This window comes from Wolbachia endosymbiont (group A) of Melitta haemorrhoidalis (assembly GCF_964273365.1).
GTDB lineage: Bacteria > Pseudomonadota > Alphaproteobacteria > Rickettsiales > Anaplasmataceae > Wolbachia > Wolbachia pipientis.
The window spans coordinates 630,778-647,284 of record NZ_OZ187004.1 but is presented as its reverse complement, the minus strand read 5'-3'; the positions used below and the strand labels follow the sequence as shown (position 1 = coordinate 647,284).

Annotated in this window: 11 protein-coding genes and 1 tRNA gene; 2 read left to right on the top strand and 10 right to left on the bottom strand. The window is 36.0% G+C overall.

All coding sequences use genetic code 11. From position 1 onward, the window contains the following. Positions 1–22: 22 nt before the first annotated feature. Positions 23–1,300 (bottom strand): serine--tRNA ligase, encoded by a 1,278-nt coding sequence (gene serS / locus ACICPZ_RS03305; protein ID WP_038198549.1) that lies wholly within the window; start codon positions 1,298–1,300, stop codon positions 23–25. A 143-nt stretch (positions 1,301–1,443) separates the two neighbouring features. Between serS and ACICPZ_RS03300 the strand changes: the two genes are divergently transcribed. Together ACICPZ_RS03300 and dusB are read left to right on the top strand one after the other, a co-directional pair. After that, the gene (locus ACICPZ_RS03300) at positions 1,444–2,568 is read left to right on the top strand and encodes a Ulp1 family isopeptidase (protein ID WP_182282775.1); all 1,125 of its coding nucleotides are present in this window, start codon (positions 1,444–1,446) and stop codon (positions 2,566–2,568) included. Between the two features lie 25 nt (positions 2,569–2,593). Further along, complete coding sequence (gene dusB / locus ACICPZ_RS03295) at positions 2,594–3,556, top strand: tRNA dihydrouridine synthase DusB (RefSeq protein WP_010962313.1); 963 nt, start codon at positions 2,594–2,596, stop codon at positions 3,554–3,556. Between the two features lie 6 nt (positions 3,557–3,562). On the opposite strand, the gene ACICPZ_RS03290 is transcribed toward dusB, so the two are convergent. The 9 genes from ACICPZ_RS03290 to tuf form a co-directional block, all read right to left on the bottom strand. Continuing rightward, the gene (locus ACICPZ_RS03290) at positions 3,563–12,076 is read right to left on the bottom strand and encodes a DNA-directed RNA polymerase subunit beta/beta' (protein WP_264373661.1); all 8,514 of its coding nucleotides are present in this window, start codon (positions 12,074–12,076) and stop codon (positions 3,563–3,565) included. A gap of 58 nt (positions 12,077–12,134) precedes the next feature. Beyond that, positions 12,135–12,536: a 50S ribosomal protein L7/L12 gene (gene rplL, locus ACICPZ_RS03285; RefSeq protein ID WP_007551887.1), complete on the bottom strand. Its 402-nt coding sequence runs from the start codon at positions 12,534–12,536 to the stop codon at positions 12,135–12,137. A gap of 26 nt (positions 12,537–12,562) precedes the next feature. After that, a complete protein-coding gene (gene rplJ / locus ACICPZ_RS03280) occupies positions 12,563–13,081 on the bottom strand; it encodes a 50S ribosomal protein L10 (RefSeq protein ID WP_006279539.1) in 519 nt (172 codons plus the stop codon). 12 nt (positions 13,082–13,093) lie between these two features. Then, the gene (rplA, locus tag ACICPZ_RS03275; protein ID WP_065094732.1) at positions 13,094–13,747 is read right to left on the bottom strand and encodes a 50S ribosomal protein L1; all 654 of its coding nucleotides are present in this window, start codon (positions 13,745–13,747) and stop codon (positions 13,094–13,096) included. 4 nt (positions 13,748–13,751) lie between these two features. Further along, positions 13,752–14,192 carry a 50S ribosomal protein L11 gene (locus ACICPZ_RS03270; RefSeq protein WP_006279541.1) on the bottom strand — a complete coding sequence of 147 codons (441 nt, stop codon included), beginning with the start codon at positions 14,190–14,192 and terminating at the stop codon, positions 13,752–13,754. Positions 14,193–14,194: 2 nt separating this feature from the next. Continuing rightward, entirely contained in the window at positions 14,195–15,031 is an 837-nt protein-coding gene (gene nusG / locus ACICPZ_RS03265; RefSeq protein WP_070356705.1) for a transcription termination/antitermination protein NusG, read from the bottom strand. Beyond that, a complete protein-coding gene (gene secE / locus ACICPZ_RS03260) occupies positions 15,021–15,221 on the bottom strand; it encodes a preprotein translocase subunit SecE (protein ID WP_022626186.1) in 201 nt (66 codons plus the stop codon). Before secE ends, nusG begins: the two co-directional genes overlap by 11 nt. A 19-nt stretch (positions 15,222–15,240) precedes the next feature. Further along, positions 15,241–15,313, bottom strand: a tRNA-Trp gene (locus ACICPZ_RS03255). A 13-nt stretch (positions 15,314–15,326) separates the two neighbouring features. Then, complete coding sequence (gene tuf / locus ACICPZ_RS03250) at positions 15,327–16,499, bottom strand: elongation factor Tu (RefSeq protein WP_010962309.1); 1,173 nt, start codon at positions 16,497–16,499, stop codon at positions 15,327–15,329. Positions 16,500–16,507 lie beyond the last annotated feature (8 nt).

Below are 16,507 nucleotides of genomic sequence, written 5' to 3'. Positions count from 1 at the left end.
GCTTTTCTATATGTCAAAATTATTATTTGCTTATAACAGTATCATTACTCATGTATTTTTGCAACACGTTTGGTATTGCAATCGACCCGTCAGAATTTTGATAATTCTCCATTATGGCAATAATCGTTCTTCCTATAGCTAAAGCTGAGCCGTTTAAAGTGTGAATATATTTTTTCATCTTTTTATCAGTTTCTGAAGAGTATTTAGCGTTCATCCTTCTTGCTTGAAATGCACCACAATTTGAGCAGCTTGATATTTCTCTATATTTATTTTGCCCAGGTAACCATACCTCTATGTCATAAGTCCTTTGTGCAGCAAAACCCATATCGCCACTGCAAAGCAGCATTACTCTGTATGGCAATTCTAATTTTTTTAATATCTCTTCAGCAACACTCGTCATACGCTCAAGCTCATCATTTGATTGGTCTTCAGTTGTGATGCTTACCAACTCCACTTTACCAAATTGGTGTTGCCTTATCATGCCCCTGGTATCGCGACCTGCACTACCTGCTTCTTTACGAAAGCACTCCGAATATGCAGTAAAGCGAATAGGCAGTTCTTTTTCTTCCATTATTTTGTCAGCAACTAAATTTGTTAAAAACACTTCACTTGTGGGAATCAACCTCAATTCGTCGGTAGTTAAATACGAATCGTCAGAAAATTTCGGTAGCTGACCAACATTATACATAGCTTCGTTTTTCACCAAAGCCGGGTGGTACACCTCAGTATAGCCAAATTCATTAACATGCATTTCAAGCATACAATTTATTAGCGCTCGTCCAAGCTTAGCTAACTGTCCTTTTAATATCGTAAATCTTGATCCGGAAATTCTCGCCGCTTGTTCGAAGTCCATTAAACCTAATTTTTCTCCGAGTTCATAATGAGATTCTGGTACAAAATCAAACTGTCTTTTTCCTCCATATCTTCTCACCTCTAAATTAGAGTTCTCATCTGCGCCTATTGGCACATCTTGCGCAGGAATATTCGGCAAGTTAGATAAAACATTCACTAACTTATCCTTTTCTGCTTGTTCTTTTAAGCTGATTGCCTCTATCTCATTTGTGATGCTTTTTGACAACTCTATTTGCTCTTCACAGGGGCTCTTGCTCATTTTAAGCTTTTTTATTTCCTCTGTGATTTCATTGCGCTGCCTATTCAAATCCTGCAGTTTAGTGGTTAATGATCTTTTCTCGTGATCGATTTCTAATATCTCTTCCGCAGTAGATTCTCTAATTCCCCTGCTTTTCATTGCCTTTTCAAATCCTTCAGGGTTTTTGCGTATATATTCTATATCGTGCATATATTGTGCTATTACTAACATTGTTACTGTACTCCAAAAGCTCTTAATATTCAATATATTCTCATACTACTAAAATTATTATGGTTGATTTTTTTGTTAGAATTTGTTAAAATTTAATTAACTTAGTGTTCATAGGGTGTAGTATGTTGGGCATTACAAAAAATAATCAGAAAGAGAGCACTTACTTTGCTGGTGAGGAATTCGTTATCTACGCTACTTGTGTATGCCTAGCAGCCACATTCGCTGCTGGCTGTTTAGGGGCGGTAATAGGATCCCCTCTATTGACCTTTCCACTTGCTATGCTCATCTCTAACCCCGTAGTTTGGGTTTTAATGGGAACAATTCTTACAGTAGCATACAAAATGGTTGTTGAACCTTTATTTTACTTAGCGAAGGGTTATATTAATGGAAAAAGAGCAAGTCAAGGTGAGCAAAAAACTCCAGATGAGGATAGTGGTATTTTTCCTGGACCAGATAATGAAGATGGGTCAACTGTTTCAGAGAACAGTAGTCGCAGAAGTTCTATTGCTTCAAAAGATAGTGGTTTGGGTGGTAAAGAGTTTCATGAAAATTTGGACACTCTTGTGCATCAGACAAACAGAGGAAATTATGCTTACTGGTTATGTGATGATGACATTACACATATTGCAAGAGTTGTGTATGGGTACTCACAAAGTGAACATAGTAATAATAATGTCTATTTTCTTGCTCCTAGCTATTCTAATGGTTGGGACGAACTCACAAAAGAATTTCTTCAGAATTATAGAGGTGAATTAAAACAAAATTCTAAATTGATATTTACTTCGGTTCTTCATATTAACAACAATCATTGGGTAACTTTGGTTATTAAACCTGATGCAGGTGATAAAAAATTTAGAGCTTATTACTGTGACTCATTTGGTAATCAATTGCCAGATAATGTGCTAAATATTGTTAAAAGAGAACTGCAAAAAGAGGAATGGGTATTAGACATAAGAATTTCCCCAACTAAGCAGCAAAGTGACGGGTATAACTGTGGAATATTTGCGTTAGAAAATGCTCATAAAATTACACAAATGCTTAACGAAGACAAATCATTTGACGAAATTGACAAAAAGTTATCAGAATATAAATTTGATTTGAATGAGAAAAGAGAAGAATTTACAAGAGCGCTTATGGAAGATGAGAAATGTAAGGAAGATCTAAGAAATCGTAAGCGTCCGCCAAGGACGAAAACATCTCAGTCTTCTATTTCAAGGGAGAATGCAAGTTTGTGTTGCATTATGTAATCAATGAAAAATTACCATTGACCTTATGCCCCTCCAAATAGGAAATTTGACAATTGATTCTCCAGTTATTTTAGCTCCAATGTCTGGAGTGACTGATTATCCGTTTAGAAGTATTGTGAAGAAACTTGGTGCAAGTTTGTTAGTTTCAGAGATGATCGCAAGCAGAGCTATGATTATGCAAACTCGCCAGAGTTTGCAAAAAGCAAAAGTCGATGCATTAACTGCTGTGCAGCTTGCTGGGTGTGAGCCAGATGTTATGGCGGAGGCTGCAAAATTAAACGAGGACATGGGAGCAAAAATTATAGACATAAACTTTGGTTGCCCTGTTAAAAAAGTTGTAAACGGTTATGCAGGATCAGCGCTAATGCGTGATGAGAAAAAAGCCGCTGAGATAATTGAAGCTGTGGTCAAAGCAGTGAATATGCCAGTTACGGTGAAAATGCGCACTGGATGGAACGATGAAAATCGCAATGCCCCGAGACTTGCGAAAATTGCCGAAGACTTAGGAGCAAAAATGATCACTGTGCATGGAAGAACAAGAGCGCAGCTTTATAATGGTCAAGCAGATTGGAAATTCGTTAGAAATGTTAAAGAGCAAGTGAAAATTCCAGTTATAGTAAATGGCGATATTAAAAATTTAAATGATATTCAGAATGCTCTCAAAGAATCTGGAGCAGACGGAGTGATGATAGGTCGTGGTGCCTACGGTAAACCTTGGCTGATTAATCAAGCAATGAACTTTCTCAGTGGAAGTGAAACTTCTGAGCCAACAGCTTCAGAGAGATTAAGCATCATACTCGAGCATTACGACAATATTCTTGAGTACTATGGAAATGACACAGGAATAAAGATGGCCCGCAAACACATAGGTTGGTACAGTAGCGGGCTTCAAGGCTCATCTGAATTTCGTGTGAGAGTAAATAACATGACAGATAGCACAGAAGTGAAAGAAAATATTATTGGCTTTTTTGGTCAAGAGACACACTAGCTGTACTCAATTCGACTGATCGTATGCCACTACGCTCTCTTCCTCACCAGAGTGTAAATGACAACCATTATCCATCAACCATTCCTCGTCATAAGTTTCAATATCAAAATATTTTTCATATTTATCCACATTATCACAAAGTGAAAGTGCTCTGATCTTATTCATAATCAAACCTGTACCAGCAGGAATTAATCTTCCTACTATAACATTTTCTTTTAATCCACTTAAAGGATCACTCTTCCCGCAGAATGCTGCTTCTGTAAGTACTTTTGTTGTCTCTTGGAAAGAGGCAGCAGAAATAAAGGAGCTAGTTTCAAGACTTGCCCTAGTAATCCCCTGCAGAATAGGAAGATAATGAGTAGGCCGTTTGCCAGAGTTACTCATAGCATCATTTTCCCTATCAACTTCCAGCTTGTCAATGCTTTCGCCAACCAAGTACATAGTATCACCAGGATCAGTAATTTCCACTTTTTGTAGCATTTGTTTTAAGATCACCTCTAAATGCTTATTGTCTATACGAACACCCTGCAATCTATAAACTTGCTGTATTTCAGAAATCATATAGTGCGCTAAAGCTTCTAACCCAAGCACACGTAAAATATCATGGAGATCAGGGTCACCATCCATCAATAGATCACCTTTACGTACAAAATCACCTTCATTGACTATTACATGCTTACTTCTTGATACCAAATATTCAACTGGAGAAATTTGTTCATCTACAGGTTTAATTAATATACTGCGTTTTCCTCTACGGTCTTTTTCAGAAAACGCTACATAGCCATCTATCTCACTAACAATAGCATGCTCTTTAGGACGACGTGCTTCAAATAACTCTATAACCCTCGGTAAACCACCAGTAATATCACGAGTTTTAACTGACTCTCTTGGTGTTCTTGTAATAACATCACCTGCATGAACCTTCTGGCCATCTTGTACATTGAGCACTGCACCGATTGGTATAAAATAACATGCTTCAACGCCACTTGCGAGTGTCATTACTTTACCATTATCGTCAAGCAGCACAATACGAGGACGTAAATTAGCTCCACCAGAATGCAATTTCCAGTCTTTTACTACTTTGCTTGATATTCCTGTAGATTCATCCATCACTTCAGTGATCGAAATTCCATCTTTTAAGTCCTGATAAGACACTGTACCAGTCTTCTCCGTGATAATAGGCAATGTATAAGGATCCCATTCCGCAACTTTATCGCCAATTTTTACTGACCCACTCTCATCTACATAAAGCTTAGCGCCGTAAGGTACACTGTGCTTCAACTTCTCACTACCAAGGCTATCAATCAACACGACTTCACAGGAACGGCTTATCACAATTTTATTTCCGTTTCTATCTATAATTATATTACTATTGTTTAACTTTATTTTAGCATTAATAGAAGCTATAATATTCGAGGATTCAACGCCTCTAGTCATTACTCCACCTATATGAAAAGTACGCATCGTTAACTGAGTACCTGGCTCTCCAACAGATTGAGCAGCTATAACACCAACTGCTTCACCTATTGAAACAATTTTACCAGTTGCAAGGTCTCTTCCATAACATAAAGAACATACACCAGGACTTATTTCACAAGTTAAAGGCGATCTAATTTTTACAACATCAAGACCTGCAATGCTGATTTGCTTTACTTTATCCTCATCAATTAATTCCCCTGCTTTTACTAATAATTCTTTTGTCACTGGGTTATATATATCATTTGCAGCTGTTCTACCCAGCACAACACTCTCTAGAGATGCAACTATAGTACTTCCTTCAACTGTAGCTCTCACAACAAGACCATTTTTTGTTTTACAGTCATGCTTTGTAACTATGCAATTTTGAGATACATCAACTAAACGACGAGTTAAGTATCCAGAGTTTGCAGTTTTAAGTGCAGTGTCAGCTAAACCTTTACGCGCACCGTGAGTAGAATTAAAGTATTCAAATACGTTCAATCCTTCACGGAAATTAGAAATTATAGGTGTTTCTATAATCTCACCAGAAGGTTTGGTCATGAGCCCTCGCATTCCTGCTAGCTGTTTCATCTGTGAAGTAGAACCCCTTGCACCAGAGTTAACCATCATATACACTGAGTTGTACTTACTATTTCCATCATATATAGATATTGCTTTTAACATATCATTAGCTATCATATCCGTACACTTAGACCATTCATCTATAACCTTGTTATACCTCTCACTTCTAGTTATTAGCCCATCTTGATATTGCATAGAGAATTTCTTAATTTCACCCCTCGCGTGATCAACATGTGTAGCTTTAGTTTCAGGTATAACCATATCACAACGACCAAAAGAGACACCAGAAAATGTGGCATACTCAAAGCCAAGTACCATTAATTTATCAGAAAATGCCACTGTAGCACTTTGACCACAGTTACGATATACCAAATCAACTATACCAGTTATTTCCTTGACTGTTAATATCTGATTTATTAGATCGAAGCCTAGATTCTCATGCTTAGGAAAAATTTGCCATAATATTAAACGGCCAGGAGTTGTACAAACAGTTTTATAGTGAGTTTCACCGCTGCTATTAATATACTCCATCCTATACTTTATACTAGAATGAATATGTAAAGTACCATCACTCAAGGAATGCTCAACTTCACAAAAAGCACCAAAAGATGGTAAATTATCTTCCTTAGGTTCTTGTAAAGTCAGATAATATATACCAAGTACTATATCTTTACTAGGAACTATAATCGGTCTGCCATTAGAAGGACTTAAAACGTTATTAGTGGACATCATCAACACCCTAGCTTCAAGCTGAGCTTCCAATGAAATTGGCACATGCACTGCCATTTGATCACCATCAAAATCAGCATTAAACGCCGTACAGACAAGCGGATGAAGCTGTATTGCTTTGCCTTCAATAAGGATTGGCTCAAAAGCCTGAATACCAAGTCTATGTAGCGTAGGCGCTCTATTCAACAAAACAGGATGCTCTTTTATTACCTCTTCAAGCATATCCCAAACTTCTGGTTTTTCTGCTCTTATCAACTTACTAGCAAACTTAATAGTTGGAGCCATACCATACATCTTAAGCTTTGAGTAAACAAAAGGTTTGAATAGTTCAAGAGCCATTCTTTTTGGTAATCCACACTGATTTAGTTTCAAAGTTGGACCAACAACTATTACAGAACGTCCAGAGTAGTCTACCCTTTTTCCTAAGAGGTTCTGGCGAAAACGACCCTGTTTTCCTTTTAACATATCACTAATGGACTTTTTATATCCAACAGCACCAGCTTTATTTACCAAAGTATTACGACGACTATTATCAAAAAGAGAATCAACTGCTTCTTGTAACATCCTTTTTTCATTACGAATCATAATCTCAGGAGGATTTAAGCTCAACAATTTCCTCAACCTGTTATTTCTATTAATAATAGTCCTATAATGATGATTCAGATCAGAAACTGCAGGACGACCACTCTCAAGCGATACCAAAGGACGCAAATCAGGTGGTAAAATAGGTATAGTTGTAAGTATCATCCACTCAGGCCTATTTCCAGATTTAATGAAGTTTTCAACAATACGCAATCTCTTTATAATTTTCTTTCTTCTTATCTCAGAAGCAACAGATTCTAATTCTAGTCTTAAATCCTTCCTAATTTCATGTAAATCAAGGCGCGTTAGCAACTCTCTTATAGCTTCAACACCTTGCATAGCTACAAAACTATCGATCCCATAGCTATCTTTAGCTTCATTATAAGCTTTTTCACTAATAATCTCACCTTTTTCAAAAGGCGAAACAAGAGGATCTATTACGATATAATTATCGCTATATAAAATATTCTCAATATCTCTGAGAGACATATCCAATAATGCTCCAATTCTTGAAGGAAGCGATTTCAAAAACCATATATGAGCAACAGGAGATGCAAGCTCTATATGACCCATCCTTTCTCTTCTTACTTTAGAAGATGTAACTTCTACTCCGCATTTTTCGCATATGCGACCTCTGTGTCTTCTTTTTTTGTATTTTCCACATAAACATTCATCGTCATTGACAGGGCCAAAAACCTTAGGGCAAAATAATCCACCTTTCTCAACTTTGAACGTACGATAATTTGCAGTTGAAACATCTTCTATCTCACCACAAGATATACGCTTAATACTTTCAGGGCTAGCAATCGATATGCTAACCTCATTAAAAGGTTGTGCAATGTTAGTGTGAGATATATCTTCAATCACTACATCATTTTGCTTTAAATCTACATTTAAACATAAAGAACGTAGTTCTTTTATCATCACATTAAAGGATTCAGGAATTCCACATTCAAAATTACTGTCACCTTTTATTATCGATTCATAAATCTTAACTCTACCATTAATATCATCAGACTTCACAGTTAACATTTCCTGCAAAGTATAAGCAGCACCATAGGCTTGTAATGCCCAACATTCCATTTCACCAAAACGCTGACCACCAAAATGAGATTTTCCTCCAAGAGGTTGTTGAGTAACCAAACTATAAGGCCCTACTGAACGCGCATGAATTTTACCATCAACCAAGTGGTGCAACTTAAGCATGTACATGTAACCAACTGTAACCTTGCGGTCGAATTTTTCACCACTGCAACCGTCATATAATACAGCTTGTCCAGAGTTATCTAAACCAGCAAGTTCAAATAATTTTGCTATTTGTTCATCTTTTGGACCCTCAAATACAGGTGCAGCAACAGGAACGCCATCACGTAATTTGCGTGCAAATTCAATGAGATTATTATCACTAATATTACGAATATCATTACAGATAGATACGTTACTGCCATAGCTATAAACCTCAATCAGGAAGTTACGTAAATTGCTGTATGAACTTTTACAAGAGTTCAAATAGTTCTCTACTAACTCATTCAACTCGTCATTTAGTGCATTCTTATTAGGTGTATTTAAAACAGAAGCCGTTATTTCATCATCATCAATATTTTCAATTTTTTTATTATCAAGGTATGCTACTGCAAATTGTGTAAAATTATCATCGTTAAGGGACCTAATTCCCTTGCAAAAAGCACTTTTGATCTTATTGATCTCATCGAGAATATTACTTACCTTTTCCCCTAATTTTCTACAAGCCCAACCTACATGCGTTTCCAGTATTTGCCCTACATTCATTCGTGAAGGAACACCAAGAGGGTTAAGAATAATATCAACAGGAGTACCATCTTCCAAATAAGGCATATCTTCCACTGGCACAACTCGAGAAATCACACCTTTATTTCCATGTCTACCAGCCATTTTATCCCCTGGTTGCAGACTATGTTTCACAGCAATGAAAACTTTTACTGACATCGACACACCTTGAGGCAGGTCATAACCTTCATGTAATTTTTCTACTTTTCGCTTAAACTGTGCTATTGCATGTGATACTTTTTCATCAAAATCTTTTTTTAAGCTCTTAACTTGCTCAGAAATGGATTGGTTTTTTAATCCTATACCCCACCATTGCTCACGTTCAATAGAGTCAAATTTTTCTCGATCTTGAGAACCAGAATTAATAAGAAGTTTCTTCAGTTCATCATAGAAATATTCACTAGTAACATTGATTATATAATCTCGCTCTTCCTCAAAGTCATTTATCTCTTTTTGTTTGATGAGTAATGCCCTTTCATTTTCTTCAACCCCCCTGCGTGTAAAGACTTGTACATCAATTACTGTCCCTTCAACATCTGGAGATGTATATAAAGAGGAATCCGCACAATCGAATGACTTTTCACCAAAAATTGTCATTAATAACTTCGTTTCAGGAGGCAATGAAAGAGAAGGTTTAGGTGTAACTTTACCTACCAGAATATAGCCTGGACCAACTCTTGTACCAATTTTCACTATACCACTATCATCCAAGTGATATAGATTTTCTTCATTAACACCAGGTATAGCACGAGTTATTTTTTCTGATCCTAAAGGGGTATCATGTACAACACAGTCAAATTCTTCTATATGAATAGAAGTAAAGAGATCTTTTTTAACAACTTCACTAGAAATAATAATAGAGTCTTCAAAATTATAACCTTGCCAAGACATAAAAGCGACTAGCAAATTTTTACCAAGCGCCAACTCACCACTGTTAATTGCAGGACCATCAGCTATTACATCACCCTTTTTAACATAATCACCTACGCACACTAGCGGTCTTTGATTAATACAAGTATTATGGTTAGAACGCTGAAATTTCCTTAGATGATAAATATCTACGTCCAAGTAGTTAACCCTTTCTTTATCAAAAGCACGTATAACTATAGAGTTACTATCAGAACTATCAACTATGCCATCGCGTTTTGCTAAAACTACAGCACCAGAGCCAGAAGCTACAAAAGACTCCATACCAGTAGCAACCAGAGGAGCGGTAGGCTTCAATAAAGGTACGGCCTGACGTTGCATATTTGAGCCCATTAATGCTCTATTAGCATCATCATTTTCTAAAAATGGAATCAAGGAAGCTGCAACTGATATTACCTGCTTAGGAGATACGTCAATGTAACTAACTTGGTCGCTACTTACCATGACGAAGCTACCAGCATATCTACAGTATAGCATGTCATCAACAAAGCAATTATTTTCATCAAGCTTTACGCTAGTGTCAGCTATATGATGTGAGCCTTCGTCTATAGCAGAAAGATACTCAATTTGATCAGTAACAACCCTATTGACTACTTTTCTATAAGGGCTTTCAATGAAACCATATTTATTAATACGCGCGTATATAGCTAAGCTGTTGATTAACCCTATATTTTGCCCTTCAGGAGTCTCAATAGGGCAAATTCTTCCATAATGAGTTGGATGAACATCACGCACCTCAAATCCTGCCCGTTCTCTTGTTAAACCGCCAGGACCTAACGCGGATAACCTTCTTTTATGTGTTATTTCAGATAACGGATTAGTCTGATCCATAAATTGAGATAATTGAGAAGAATTGAAGAAATCTCTTAAGACATTAGTTAACACTTTTGGATTAATAAAATCAGATGGAGAAACTTTATCTAAACTAGAAGTGGACATAGAATCAACTATTGCGCGTTCCAATTTCAACAACCCAGTTCTAAATTGATTTTCTATAAACTCTCCAACTGATCTTACTCTTCTGTTTCCTAAATGATCAATATCATCTACAGATCCTTGACCGTCACGTAACAATACTATTTTTTTCACAATTTCAATAATATCTTCATGCGTTAAAACAGTTAAATCCTCATCATAATTTAATCCAAGGTAAGAGTTAAGCTTCAACCTACCAATGTTAGACAAATCATAATATTCCGGACTGAAGAAAAGATTACGGAAAAACTCTTCTACTATCTCTAAAACAGGAACTTCACCAGGACGCAAAACTCTATATATTTCATATAGTGCATCCTGATAAGACATGTTTTCATCTAAGAAAAGCGTATTTAATATATAAGGTCCAACAAACAAATTATCTATGTTCAACACTGATATTTCATCTACAGATAATAACTCAAGCTTCTTTATGTCTTCCAGCTTTATAGATTCACCAGCAGATAAAATTTTCGTAGAGCTAGCACTATCCATTAAATCTTCTGCGAGGAATAAACCACATATAGAATTAAAAGGAACCAGATACTCTTTCAATTCATTATCATATAGCTTTTTAGCTAGTCTTGAGGTAATACGAACGTTAGCTTTAAGCAGCACATTACCTTCAATATCCATTAAGTCGAAAGGCAGCCTCACTCCTTTAAATTTATCAGGAACAAAAGGCACTTTCCAACCATCTTTATGTTTTACATACTTTATTTTCTCATAAAATCTATCGAGTATATCATTATTTGATAGACCCAACGCCTTTAATAAAACTGAAATTGGCAATTTTCTTTTTCTATCAACACGAAAATACAAATGGTCTTTAACATCAAATTCAATATCAAGCCAAGAACCCCTATAAGGAATAATTCTAGCAGAATAGATCAATTTACCAGAATTGTAAGTTTTTCCCTTATCGCTATCAAAAAATACACCAGGAGACCTATGCATTTGTGAGACGATAACTTTTTCCACACCATTAATGATGAAAGTGCCCTTATCAGTCATCATAGGCAACCCACAAAAGTGGACTTTCTGCTCTTCTATAGATTTTACAACGGTTGCAAGTTTAGAATGATCTCCACTCTCTTTAATCGATTTATATTCATCAAGAGAAATACCATCCTGCATAACAACAAGACGTATAGAAGCAATAACCTGAGCAGAAAAAGTTACACCACGCTTTATAGACTCAGATTCATCATACTTAGGATCATCTACCCTACAACTTATAAACTCAATAGTAGCCCTACGCAAAGGATCATTTATTGGAAAGATTGTATGAAAGATAACTTCAAGTCTTTCATTACCCTTATTCTTAGGAGTAAAAGAATCATATGATTCTTTTTGAACCTTAACCAAATCCAATAAAGAATCTTTTAAATCAATCGACCTAGAATAAGAAACTCTAGGAACAAAAGCACCAGAAGCGTACATATAAGAAGAATCAACCATTAAAATACCCCAAACTAATTAAAAGAGCTATATCAATATAAAATTAATACATTAAATATTATTCAAGCTCCACTTTAGTTGCTCCTGCTTCAATAAGTTTTTGCTTGATTTTTTCTGCTTCGTCTTTAGGAACATTAGCAGTCAAATCTTTAGGTAAAGATTCAACCAACTCTTTTGCTTCTTTTAAACCCAATGTAGAATTAACCTCTCTCACAGCTTTAATAACTCCTATTTTTTTACTCGCATCAATTTCTTTAATCACAACTTTATACTCAGCTTTTTCTTGAGCAGCAGGAGCAGCAGCATTATCACCAATAGGCGCCCCAGCACCAACAGCTCCACCAAGAAAAGAACCAGCAGGCAACCCTATTTTCTCTTCTAAAACTTTTACAAGTTCAGAAGCCTCTAATAGGTTTAAAGATAATATTTTATCAACCAAATCACTTGTTACATTACTCATAATTACCACCTTACTTAACAACAAATTTATTTTTTAGAACTATAATAATCCAAAACTCTCATAAGCCTCATAGAAGATGAATTAATAGACAACGCTAACCGAGCAGGAATATCATAAGATATTAAACGCATAATTTTAACACGCAATTCATCCAGAGAAGGCAACTTAGCCAGTTTATTAACATCTTCCACTGTTAACAATTCATTTAAATGAGCTGCGCAAATCACAGACATTTTTTCTTTGTTAGCATTAGTAAAATCAACTATTAATTTTGCAGCTTCTACTATGCCACTAGAGTATATAATAGCAACAGGACCGGAAAATTTGCCTGATAAATAAGAGAATTTACCAGTCCTTTCCAAAGCCAAGCGCGCTAGAGTGTTTTTAACTACTAATACCCCACCTGCTATAGACTTCAGACTATTCCTCAGAGTTAATGAATCATTAGCATTTATAGATTTAAAATTTACTAATATCAAGAAATCATTATTTACAAATACGTTTATTGTGCTCTGTATAAATTCATCCTTATCTTTACGCTTCACGGTATCACTCCCTTAAATTATATCTTCCACTTTGCCTATCTTATAAGCTTTACCCATAGTTGAATTTAAAAAAACACCCTTAAAGTAAATTCCTTTCGCAGAAATAGGTTTATTATCTTTAATTACTTTAAGAAAGGCTTTTAAATTTTCTAGCAAGTCATCAATATCAAATTTAATATTTCCTAATTTACCATGAATAACACCATTTTTATCTGTTCTAAATTTTACCTGACCAGACTTAATGGTTTTAATAGCTTCTGCAATGTTAGAAGTCACAGTACCAAATTTAGGGTTAGGCATCAGCCCTTTAGCACCCAATACTTTTGCAATAGGAGTGATTTTTGCCATAAAATCAGGAGTAGTAATGCACCAATCAACATCTAACTTTCTACCTTTTTTTATTTCTTCAACTAAATCCTCTCCTCCTGCAATATCAGCACCAGCTTTTTCAGCTTCTAATAAATGTTTATCTTGAGCGAAAACAGCTACTTTAATATTCTTCCCGATACCTTTAGGCAAAACTACTGTACCACGCACCTGCTCTTCAGATTTACGTGAATCTACGCCTAAATTGACCGCAATATCAACTGATTCATTAAATTTTGCTGAAGCAGACTCAACAATCTTCTTCAAACACTGCTTAGGATTATCATTATATGTATTCATTTACCTAACCTTCCACAACTTCTATACCCATAGATTTTGCAGTGCCTACAACCATTTTCACTGCTGAATCTTCATTATCCACTTTCATATCAACCATCTTGCACTTTGCTACTTTAATTATAGCAGACATAGGTAATTTAGCCACTAATTCTTTACCAGGATTACCAGAACTTTTACTTAATTTAGCCTCCTGCTTAAGTAAATAAGCCACAGGCGGACCGCTGACAGTAAAATCATGAGAGCGATCATCCTTTATGGAAATTCGCACTGTTACTAAATCGCCTACTTTATAATTAGCGTTAGCAGCACTAGTAACTTTATTAAAAGCTTCACAAAACTTAGGAACAGGTATACCACGTGGACCAAGTACTGAAGCAATTTTCGGTCCTGGAACTGCTTTCCCAGCTTCCATAAGTAAGTTAATCTTAGCAACTATAACACTCATAATTAATCCTCTATTTTCTCTACTTGAGCCAGATCAAGCTCTATTATTGTCGGCTTACCTAAAATCGATACTTCCACATTAATAATTTTTTTCTCATCGTTTACCATATTTACCTTACCAGTAAAATTTTGAAAAAGACCATCATTAATTTTCACTTTTTCACCTTTTTCATAACCATAACCTAACTTCTTTGTCTCTTGAGCATTATAAAGTGCATTACACATTGAGTGAATCTCATCATCCAAAATCACCTTTGGAATATTACCGTTTTTCAAAAATCCATAAACCTTAAGAGATTTTGGTATATTATTGATAAAATTCAATACTTCATCGCATAAATTCACGTATAAAAAGACATAACCAGGAAAGCATTTCCTTCGTGTAGCAATTTTCTTAGATTTCAACTCTACTTCACTTAGCTCTTCATATGGAATAAAAACTTCCTTAAAGTAATCATTAACACCCAATCTCATAGAATTTTCCAATATATGTTGGCGCACTTTCTCTTCACAATTGGAAGCAACTCTCAAGATATACCATTTATATCTATTAAATTCTTTACACTTTAAACTTATCTCATCATCTGAAATCATCTCAAAATCACCAGATTCGCCACTGCAGAATCCAGGCGTTTGATTCAAAATATTTTTGCTTTCATCACACAGATGCATATATACATACACTTCACATAATTCTTTTATATCAGACTTTGAATTACATACCGTTTGATAAGGAATAAACACTTCCTTAAAATAAACAGCATTACTTACCAATTCGCGTATGTTTTGCTCATATCCATAATCAACTTTAATGATATACCATTTATATTCACATTCCATAAATAATTCCAAATAAAGCCTTAATTACGTAAAGAGACATAAAATCCACAAAACAGAAGAAAATCGAAAAGCATAATATAACAATCATTACAACAAATAGAGATGACAACACCTCCTGTTTCTTTACCCAAGCAATTCTTCGTATTTCTTGCTTTATATCACAGAAAAAACCACACAAACTTTTTAACATTTCCACCACAACATTAATGCAGGAGCGATAGGAATTGAACCTACAACCTCTGGTTTTGGAGACCAGCGCTCTACCAATTGAGCTACACTCCTATAACTCAAACTCTCACTCCAAAATTTCAGAAACAACACCAGAACCAACAGTTCTACCGCCTTCTCTTATCGCAAAACGCAATCCCTTATCCATTGCTATCGGTACTTGCAATTCTACTTCTACACTCACATTATCTCCTGGCATTACCATCTCCTTCCCATCTAGCAATTTTATGCTCCCAGTTACATCCGTTGTCCTTAAATAAAACTGTGGCTGGTAATTCGCAAAAAATGGTGTATGCCTTCCTCCTTCCTCTTTCTTTAATATATAAACCTCCGCCTTAAACTTTCTATGCGGTGTTATCGTCCCCGGTTTCGCTAATACTTGCCCCCTCTCCACTTCTTCTCTTTTTGTTCCTCTTAACAATATTCCTACATTGAGTCCTGCACTTCCCTTATCCAGCAACTTCTTAAACATCTCAACACCTGTGCATATCGTCTTTTGCGTCGCTTTCAGACCTATTATCTCTATCTCTTCTCCCGTCTTTATCTCTCCCTTCTCTATTCTTCCTGTTACCACTGTTCCTCGCCCCGATATCGAAAATACATCTTCGATTGGCAATAAAAATGGTAAATCCACAGGCCTTGGTGGAACCGCTACATATTCATCTAACTTTTCCATCAATTTATCTATTGATTTCTTTCCATATTCGCTGCTGTCATCCTCCAGCGCCTTGAGCGCTGAACCAACCACCACAGGCACTTCATCCCCTGGAAATCCGTATTTACTCAGTAATTCCCTCACTTCCATTTCTACTAAATCTATCATATCAGCATCAGCAACATCAGCTTTATTTATATACACCACGATATATCCAACACCTACCTGCTTCGCCAGCAATATATGCTCTCTCGTTTGTGGCATTGGCCCATCAACCCCCGACACTACCAATATCGCCGCATCCATCTGTGCTGCACCTACTATCATGTTCTTTACATAGTCAGCGTGTCCAGGACAATCAACGTGTGCATAATGCCTTTTTTCCGTCTGATACTCAACATGCGCTGTTGCTATCGTTATCCCCCTCTTCCTTTCTTCTGGCGCTTTATCTATCTGATCGTACGCTACAAAATTTCCATAATGCTTCGTTATCGCCGCTGTTAACGTCGTCTTCCCATGATCCACATGTCCTATTGTTCCCACATTTACATGCGGCTTTCCAAATGCTTCCACTACTGCTGTCATAATTATTA

Bases quoted from the DNA above. Each gene is read 5' to 3' on its own strand.
- serS (WP_038198549.1), bottom strand. From the start codon at position 1,300: ATGCACGATATAGAATATATACGCAAAAACCCTGAAGGATTTGAAAAG.
- ACICPZ_RS03300 (WP_182282775.1), top strand. From the start codon at position 1,444: ATGTTGGGCATTACAAAAAATAATCAGAAAGAGAGCACTTACTTTGCT.
- dusB (WP_010962313.1), top strand. From the start codon at position 2,594: ATGCCCCTCCAAATAGGAAATTTGACAATTGATTCTCCAGTTATTTTA.
- ACICPZ_RS03290 (WP_264373661.1), bottom strand. From the start codon at position 12,076: ATGGTTGATTCTTCTTATATGTACGCTTCTGGTGCTTTTGTTCCTAGA.
- rplL (WP_007551887.1), bottom strand. From the start codon at position 12,536: ATGAGTAATGTAACAAGTGATTTGGTTGATAAAATATTATCTTTAAAC.
- rplA (WP_065094732.1), bottom strand. From the start codon at position 13,747: ATGAATACATATAATGATAATCCTAAGCAGTGTTTGAAGAAGATTGTT.
- ACICPZ_RS03270 (WP_006279541.1), bottom strand. From the start codon at position 14,192: ATGAGTGTTATAGTTGCTAAGATTAACTTACTTATGGAAGCTGGGAAA.
- nusG (WP_070356705.1), bottom strand. From the start codon at position 15,031: ATGGAATGTGAATATAAATGGTATATCATTAAAGTTGATTATGGATAT.
- secE (WP_022626186.1), bottom strand. From the start codon at position 15,221: ATGTTAAAAAGTTTGTGTGGTTTTTTCTGTGATATAAAGCAAGAAATA.
- tuf (WP_010962309.1), bottom strand. From the start codon at position 16,499: ATGACAGCAGTAGTGGAAGCATTTGGAAAGCCGCATGTAAATGTGGGA.